General features: G+C 69.0%; 1 protein-coding gene. It reads left to right on the forward strand.

Annotated features, from left to right (window positions below):
• Positions 1–9,283, forward strand: a 9,283-nt coding sequence (locus tag ACIRA5_RS53435; RefSeq protein WP_403705924.1) for an amino acid adenylation domain-containing protein, incomplete at both ends; no start/stop codon positions are given.

Raw genomic sequence — 9,283 nt, forward strand, 5'->3', positions numbered from 1 at the left:
GCACAACTACTACGGTCCGACCGAGTCGCACGTGATCACAGCACTGACGTTGGAGGGCGAGCCGGCCGAGTGGCCGGTGTTCCCGTCGATCGGTGCGCCGGTGGCCAACAGCCAGGTGTATGTGCTGGACGGTGGTCTGCTGCCGGTTCCGGTGGGTGTTGTGGGTGAGTTGTATCTGGCGGGTGTGCAGCTGGCGCGTGGATATGTGAATCGTCCCGGTCTGACGGCTGAGCGGTTCGTGGCCAGTCCGTTCGTGCCGGGTGAGCGGATGTATCGCACGGGTGATCTGGCGCGCTGGAACGCGGACGGGACGGTGGAATTCCTGGGGCGTGCGGACTTCCAGGTGAAGATCCGTGGGTTCCGTGTCGAACTCGGCGAGGTCGAAGCGGCTCTCAACTCGCACCCGGATGTCGTTCAGTCGCAGGTGATCGCGCGCGAGGACCAGCCGGGCGACAAGCGGTTGGCTGGGTACGTGGTCAGTGCCCCCGGTACCTCCGTCGACCCTGCGGAGTTGCGGCGCTTCGTCGAGCGGATCCTGCCGGAGTTCATGGTGCCGGCGGCCGTGATGGTGCTGGAGTCGTTCCCAGTGACAGCGAACGGCAAGCTGGACCGTCGGGCCCTGCCCGCACCGGAGTACGTGTCGGCAGCGACCTCCAGGGCTGCGCGCAACCCACGCGAGGAAGTGCTGTGCGCGGTCTTCGCCGAAGTCCTCGGACTGGACAAGGTCGGCATCGACGACAGCTTCTTCGACCTCGGCGGCCACTCCCTGCTCGCGACCCGTGTCGTGAGCCGCATCCGTACCACCCTCGGAGTCGAACTCCCATTGCGGGCGCTGTTCGAGGCGCCCACCGTCGCCCAGCTCACCCGCCACCTGAGCGAGGCGGACGCGGCGCACACGGCACTCGTCGCCATGGAGCGTCCGGCAGAGATCCCGCTGTCGTTCGCGCAGCGGCGCCTGTGGTTCCTCAACCGCCTCGAAGGGGCAGGGGCGTCGACCTACAACCTGCCCATCGCCCTGCGACTGACCGGCACCCTGAACCGTGACGCGCTCGAAGCCGCTCTGAATGATGTCGTCCAGCGGCACGAGTCGCTGCGCACGGTCTTCCCGGAAGGCCCGGACGGCACCCCGTACCAGGAAGTGGTGTCCGGGACGGGCGCACGTGTCACGTTGGAGGCGACGGCCACCTCGCCGGACGGCCTGGTGGACATGGTCGCCGAGGCCACCGGTCGGGGCTTCGACCTGACCGCCGAGCTTCCCCTCCGCGCGCACCTGTACACACAGGACGAGCGAACCCATGTCCTGGTGGTGGTACTGCACCACATCGCGGGCGACGGCTGGTCCATGGCGCCGCTCGCCCGGGATGTGGCCGCAGCCTACGAGGCGCGAACGGAGGGCTGCCTCCCGGCTTGGGAGCCGCTGCCCGTCCAGTACGCCGACTACACGCTCTGGCAGCAGGCGACCCTCGGGAGCGAATCGGACCCGGACAGCGTGCTCAACTCCCAGCTGGCCTACTGGACATCGGCTCTCGCCAACCTTCCCGAGCAACTGGCCGTCCCCACGGACCGGCCCCGCCCGGCGGTCGCCTCCTACCGGGGCGACCTGGTTTCGTTCGCGATCGACGGCGAACTCCGTTCCTCGCTGGCCCGGTTGGCGCGGGAGTCGGGTGCGAGCGTGTTCATGGTGCTCCAGGCGGCCTTCGCCACGCTTCTGTCGCGGCTGGGTGCGGGGACGGACATTCCGATCGGTTCGCCGGTCGCGGGTCGTACGGACGAGGCGTTGGACGATCTGGTCGGGTTCTTCGTGAACACGCTGGTGCTGCGCACGGACCTGTCCGGTGATCCCACGTTCCGTGAGCTGATCGGGCGGGTGCGGGAGACGGACCTGGCGGCTTACGCCAATCAGGACGTGCCCTTCGAGCACCTGGTGGAGGTGCTCAACCCGACGCGGTCCATGTCCCGCCACCCGCTCTTCCAGGTCATGCTGGTCCTGCAGAACAACGACCGGGCGGACCTCACTCTGCCCGGCCTGACCGTCTCGACTAGTTCCGACCTGGGCGTGGTGGCGCCCGCGGCCCGCTTCGACCTCTGCATGTACCTCACGGAGAACCAGGAACAGGGCGCGGGACTCGCGGGTGAACTGGAGTTCGCCACGGACCTCTTCGACCGTGCGTCGGTGGAGGAACTGGTGGCGCGCTTCGTCCGCGTGCTGCATGCCGCCGTTCTCCGGCCCGACCAGGCACTCAGCGACTTCGACGTCCTCTCCGCGGCCGAGCGCACCCGGATCCTGGAGGAGTGGAACGACACCGGGGCCGACGTGCTCCAAGCCCCGCTGCCCGACCTCTTCGAGCGGCAGGTGCGGCGTACGCCGGACGCCGTCGCGGTCGTGTACGACGACGTCGAGGTGACGTACGCCGAACTGAACTCCCGGGCGAACCGGCTCGCCCGCCTCCTCATGGACCGGGGCGCCGGCCCCGAGGGCCTGGTCGCGCTCGCGCTGCCGCGCTCTGTCGAGCAGGTCGTCGCCGTGTACGCCGCCGTCAAGGCGGGCGCCGCGTACCTGCCGGTCGACCCGGAGTACCCGGTCGATCGGATCGCCTACATGATCGAGGACGCCCGGCCGGTGTGCGTCCTGACCACGCGGGACATGCTGCCGTTCCTGCCGGCGGACGCGTCGACCGTCGTAGTGGACGACCCGGGCTTCGAGGACTCCCTCGCGGGCAGGCCGGACGGCGACGTGCGTGACGAGGAGCGGCACGTCCCTCTGACGCTGTCGAACCCCGCGTACGTGATCTACACCTCCGGATCGACGGGGCGCCCCAAGGGCGTCATGATCCCGCACGATGCGATCGTGAACCGGCTGGCGTGGATGCAGGCCAAGCACCCGCAGGGAGCGGGCGACCGGATCCTGCAGAAGACCCCGACCGGCTTCGACGTGTCGGTGTGGGAGTTCTTCTGGGCCCTCCAGGTCGGCGCGACCCTCGTTGTCGCCAAGCCCGGCGGCCACCGGGACCCGGCCTACCTGGTCGAGGTCATCCGGGCACAACGGGTCACGACCCTCCAGTTCGTGCCGTCGATGCTCGCCGTCTTCCTGGCGGAGGCCGCCTCGGCCACGTGCTCCTCGCTGCACACCGTCATCCTCGGCGGCGAAGCCCTGTCCCTGGAGCTGGCCGACAAGTTCCGCACGACACTGACCGAGGCCCGCCTCTACAACCTCTACGGCCCCACCGAGGCCTCCATCGACGTCACCCGCTGGCCGTACCGGTACGAGCCGGGCGCCTCCAGTGTGCCGATCGGCGCCCCCGTGTGGAACACCCGCGCGTACGTGCTCGACGCGAAGCTGCGGCCCGTCCCGTCCGGAGTCGCCGGGGAGCTGTACGTGTCCGGTATCCAGCTCGCACGGGGCTACGTGAACCGGCAGGCCCTGACCGCCGAGCGGTTCGTCGCCAATCCCTACGGCCCGCCCGGCGCCCGCATGTACCGCACCGGTGACCTGGTGCGCTGGCGCGCCGACGGGAACATCGAGTTCCTCGGGCGGACGGACTTCCAGGTCAAGATCCGCGGGTTCCGGGTGGAACTCGGCGAGGTCGAATCGGCCGTGGCTGCACACCCCTTGGTGGAGCAGGCCGTCGTCGCGGTGCACGCCCAGGGCGAGGCCGACGCCCGGCTGGTGGCGTACGCCGTTCCCGTCGCGGGCGCGGGCGCGGGCGGCGTGGAGGGCGTGGACCCGGGCGCGGTGCGGAAGTTCGTCGGCGAAAGACTGCCGGAGTTCATGGTCCCGGCGGTGGTGGTCGTGCTGGAAGCGCTGCCGGTGACGGTGAACGGCAAGCTGGACCGCAAGGCCCTGCCCGTGCCCGACTTCTCGTCGGTCGTGTCGGGCGCTGCGCCCCGTGACGCTCGGGAGCAGGTGCTGTGCGACCTGTTCGCCGAGGTCCTCGGGCTGGAGCGGGTGGGCATCGAGGACAGCTTCTTCGACCTGGGAGGGCACTCACTGCTGGTCACCCGCCTGGTCAACCGCATCCGTACGGAAATGGGGGTGGAGCTGCCCCTGCGCGCCCTCTTCGAGGCTCCGAACGTGGCCCTGCTGGTCGAGCGCATCGGCGGCGCGGAGGCCTCGCGGCCCGCGCTGGAGCCGGCACGGCGGCCTGCCGAGATACCCCTGTCGTTCGCGCAGCAGCGCCTGTGGTTCCTCAACCGTCTGGAGGGCGACTCCGGAGCGGCGTACAACATGCCGATCGCCCTGCGCCTCACCGGAGCACTGGATCAGCAAGCGCTGGCGGCCGCTCTCGGCGACGTCGTGGCGCGCCACGAGAGCCTGCGGACCGTGTTCCCGGAGGGTGCCGACGGCACGTCGTTCCAGCAGGTGGCCGACGCCACCGGTGCTGTGCCGCTGCCGGTCGAGCACGTACGGGAGGAGGAGCTGGCGACGGCCGTCGCGGCCCGGGCGGCGCGTGGTTTCGACCTCACGCGCGAATTGCCGCTGAGGGCTTGCCTGTTCGCCGTGAACGAGAACGTCCACGTCCTCGTGGTGGTCCTGCACCACATCGCGGGTGACGGCTGGTCGATGGCACCGCTAGCGCGGGACGTCGCGACCGCGTACGAAGCACGGATCACCGGTGGTGCTCCGGCGTGGGATTCGCTGCCCGTCCAGTACGCGGACTACTCGCTGTGGCAGCGGGAGCTGCTGGGTGAGGAATCCGACCCGCAGAGCCTGATGACCAGTCAGGTCGTCTTCTGGCGGCAGACGTTGACGGGAGCGCCGGAGCAGCTGGAACTTCCGACGGACCGCCCCAGGCCCGCCGTCGCCTCGTACCGGGGTGACAGCGTTCCGGTGGAGATCGACGAGGAGCTGCACGCAGGTCTCACGGAACTGGCACGGGAGACGGGTGCGAGCCTCTTCATGGTGGTCCGCTCCGCGTTGGCCGTGCTGCTGTCGCGGTTGGGTGCGGGTACGGACATTCCGATTGGTTCGCCGATTGCGGGTCGTACGGATGAGGCGCTGGATGATCTGGTCGGGTTCTTTGTGAACACGTTGGTGCTGCGCACGGACGTGTCGGGTGATCCGACGTTCCGCGAGCTGGTGGAGCGTGCGCGCGTGGCGGACCTGGCGGCGTACGCCCACCAGGACGTGCCGTTTGAGCATCTGGTGGAGGTGCTGAACCCGGCGCGGTCCATGTCCCGCCACCCGCTGTTCCAAGTCATGCTCGCCTTCCAGAACACCACCCCGCCCGACCTGAGCATCGCCGGCCTCGATATCGCGGTCGAGCAGGCACCCTCGGGCGCCGTGAAGTTCGACCTCTCCCTCAGCCTCGACGAGACCTTCGCCCCCACCCCCGCCACTGGAGCGTCCACAGCCGGACGTCATCCCGGGGGGATCACTGGCACGTGGAGTTACGCCGCCGACCTCTTCGACCGCGAAACAGCCGAGGAGATGGCGAGCCGGTTCGTCCGTCTGCTGCGTGCACTGGTCGCCGACCCGGACGGGCCCGTGACACAGGCGGAGATCCTCGCCCCGCAGGAGCGCCGGCGCCTGCTGGGTGAGTGGAGCTCGGCGAGCGGGGAGGCAACCGCGCCCGCGCTGACCTTCCCCGCGATGTTCGAAGCGCAGGCGGCCCGTACGCCAGACGCGCCGGCCGTGGACGGCGGCGGCGAGGTCCTCACGTACACGGAACTCAATGCCCGGGCCAACCGGCTCGCGCGACGCCTGATCGAGCTCGGTGCGGGACCGGAGCGCGTGGTGGCGGTGGCCATGCCGAGATCGACCGACGGGATCGTCACCCTGATCGCGGTCATGAAGTCGGGCGCCGCATACCTTCCGCTGGACGTGGACTACCCGGCGCAGCGCATCGCTTACATGGTCGAGGACGCGGCCGCGGTCTGTGCCATCACGCTCGCCGACAGCGACGTCGCGCTGCCGCCGGGACTGCCTGTCGTCATGGTGGATACTGGCGCGCCTGACGCGGCCACGGATGTCGACCACGCCCATGACCTGCGGGTAGAGGAGCTGTCAACGCCGCTGCTCGCCTCACACCGGGCCTACGTCATGTACACCTCCGGCTCCACGGGCCGCCCCAAGGGTGTGATGATCGAACACCGCGCACTGGCTGCCTATCTGTGCTGGGCGGCGGTCAACCATCCGAGCGCGCAAGAGATCACCGCTCTGCACTCGCCGATCACCTTCGACATGGCGATCACGTCGATGTACACGCCGCTGGTCGTCGGCGGATGCGTACGCATCGTGGACATGTTCCATCAGGATGCCCCCGGTGGGAACGCGCCCGCAGCGGCGTCGGCGCACACAGGGCCCACGCTCATGAAGGTGACTCCCAGCCACCTCCTGCTCCTCAACGATCTCCCCGACGATCAGTCGCCGTCGGCCGAGTTCGTCGTCGGGGGCGAGGCGCTGGCCGGAACGGACCTGGCCCCATGGCGTCGGCGCCACCCGAAGGCAACGGTCTTCAACGCCTACGGCCCCACCGAGACCACCGTCAACTGCACCGAGTACCGGATCGCTTCAGGCGCCGACCTCCCGGACGGCCCCGTACCGATCGGTCGGCCGCAGGGGACCTCGCGCGTCTACGTGCTGGACGCCTGGCTCCAGCCAGTGCCTGTCGGCGTGGCCGGCGAACTGTACGTGACAGGCGCGCAGTTGGCCCGCGGCTATGTGAACCGGCCCGGGCTGACCGCTGAGCGGTTCGTGGCTGATCCGTTCGGTGCCGCGGGCGAGCGAATGTACCGCACAGGCGATCTGGCGCGCTGGCGTGCGGACGGGAACCTGGAATACGCCGGGCGTGCGGATCACCAGGTCAAGCTGCGCGGCTTCCGTATTGAGCTCGGCGAGATCGAGGCGGCACTGGCGGCTCACCCGCAGGTCGCCCAGGTGGCCGTGATCGGGCGTGAGGACCGGCCCGGTGACAAGCGCCTGGTCGCCTACGTCGTGCCGGCGCCCGGACACGCCCTTGACGGCGCGGAACTGCGCGCGTCGCTGGGGAAGCGTCTGCCCGAATTCATGGTGCCGTCGGCGCTGGTCGTCCTGGACGCACTGCCGTTGACGGTGAACGGGAAGCTGGACCGCCGAGCCCTGCCCGCACCTGAGTACGACCCCACGACCGCATTCCGGGCGCCGCGCACGGCACGCGAAGAAGCGCTGTGCGTGGTGTTCGGCGAGGTCCTGGGGCTGGAGTCGGTCGGGATCGACGACAGCTTCTTCGATCTGGGCGGGCATTCCCTGCTCGCCACCCGGGTGGTGAGCCGGATTCGCAGGGCTCTTGGTGTGGAGGTGCCGCTGCAGGCCCTGTTCGAGACACCCACCGTCGCTCATCTCGGCGAGCGCATTGGCCGGGCGGACGCCGCTCGTACGGCCCTGTCGGCGGTTGAGCGGCCGGCGGAGATTCCGCTGTCGTTCGCCCAGCGGCGCATGTGGTTCCTCAACCGCCTCGAAGGCACGGACGCCTCCACGTACAACATGCCGGTCGTGCTCCGTCTGGATGGCATGCTTGATCACGAGGCGTTGGCGGCGGCTCTGCAGGACGTGCTGGAACGGCATGAGTCGTTGCGGACGGTGTTCCCGGAGGGGGCGGACGGCACTCCCTGCCAGGCCATCCGTGGTGCCGGTGCCGATCTCATCGAGGTGGAGGCAGAGCCGGCGACGGAGGACTCGCTGGCTGCTCTGGTCGCCGAGTTCACCGGGCGGGGCTTCGACCTGACCCGTGAACTGCCCCTGCGCGCAGCCCTTTTCGAGCTGGCTGAGGACAGCAACGTTCTCGTGGTGGTGTTGCACCACATCGCGGGTGACGGCTGGTCCATGGCGCCGCTCGCGCGGGATGTCGCGGCCGCGTACGAGGCGAGGGTGGAAGGCCGGGCAGCGACGTGGGAGCCGCTGCCGGTGCAGTATGCGGACTATGCACTGTGGCAGCGGGGTTTGCTGGGTGAGGAGTCCGACCCGCGCAGCGTGCTGAACCGGCAGCTGGCGTTCTGGACCGAGACGCTGTCCGGTGTGCCGGAGCAGTTGGAACTGCCGACGGATCGGCCGCGGCCTGCGGTGGCCTCCTACCAGGGTGACCGGGTTGCCTTCGAGGTGAACGAGGAGTTGCACGCGGGGCTCGCCGCTCTGGCCCGGGAGTCGGGGGCGAGCATGTTCATGGTGCTCCAGGCTGCGTTCGCCACTCTCCTGTCGCGGTTGGGTGCGGGTACGGACATTCCGATTGGTTCGCCGATTGCGGGTCGTACGGATGAGGCGCTGGATGATCTGGTCGGGTTCTTTGTGAACACGCTGGTGCTGCGCACGGACCTGTCCGGTGATCCCACGTTCCGTGAGCTGATCGGGCGGGTGCGGGAGACGGACCTGGCGGCTTACACCAATCAGGACGTGCCGTTCGAGTACCTGGTGGAGGTGTTGAACCCGGCGCGGTCGATGTCCCGGCACCCGCTGTTCCAGGTCATGCTCGCCTTCCAGAACAACGCCCAAGCTGAGCTGCAGCTCCCAGGCGTCACGCTCACGGCTGAAGTGGCCGAGGCGGGCACCGCGAAGTTCGATCTGCTGCTGAGGGTCGCCGAGCGGGAGCCGGCTGTTGGGGGCATGGACTGCCATGTGGAGTTTGCGACTGACTTGTTCGATCGTTCCTCGGCGGTGTGTCTGGTGGAGCGTTTTGTTCGTCTGCTGGCTGGGGTCGTGACATCGCCGGATGTGCGGGTGGGGTCGGTTGAGGTCCTGTCGGTGGGTGAGCGTGGGGAGTTGGTTTCGGGGTTCAATGACACGGCGGTGGAGGTGCCGTGGGTGTCGTTGCCGGAGTTGTTCGCTGGGCGGGTTGCGGAGTTCCCGGGTGCGTTGGCTGTGGTGTTCGAGGATGTGCGGCTGACGTACGCGGAGCTGGATGCGGCGTCGGACCGGTTGGCGCGTGTGTTGCGTGGGGCGGGTGCGGGGCCGGAGTCGACGGTGGCGTTGATGTTGCCGCGTTCGCAGTGGCTGCCGGTGGCATTGCTTGCCGTGGTGAAGACGGGCGCTGCCTACCTGCCGGTGGATCCGGAGTATCCGGTGGACCGGATCGCGTACATGTTCGCGGACGCTGCCCCGGTGTGTGTGATCACGGCCACTGAGACTGCTGACAGCATTCCCGCCGACGTGTCTGCTGTGAGGTTCGTTGTTGACGAGCCTGGCTTCGGCCAGGTTCTGGCCGGGGTTCCTTCGGGGCCGGTTGATGTTGTGGGTCTGCGGCCTGAGCATCCGGTGTATGTGATTTATACGTCGGGTTCGACGGGGCGTCCGAAGGGTGTGGTGTTTCCGGCT

Source organism: Streptomyces sp. NPDC096311 (assembly GCF_044763085.1).
Classification (GTDB): Bacteria; Actinomycetota; Actinomycetes; order Streptomycetales; family Streptomycetaceae; genus Streptomyces.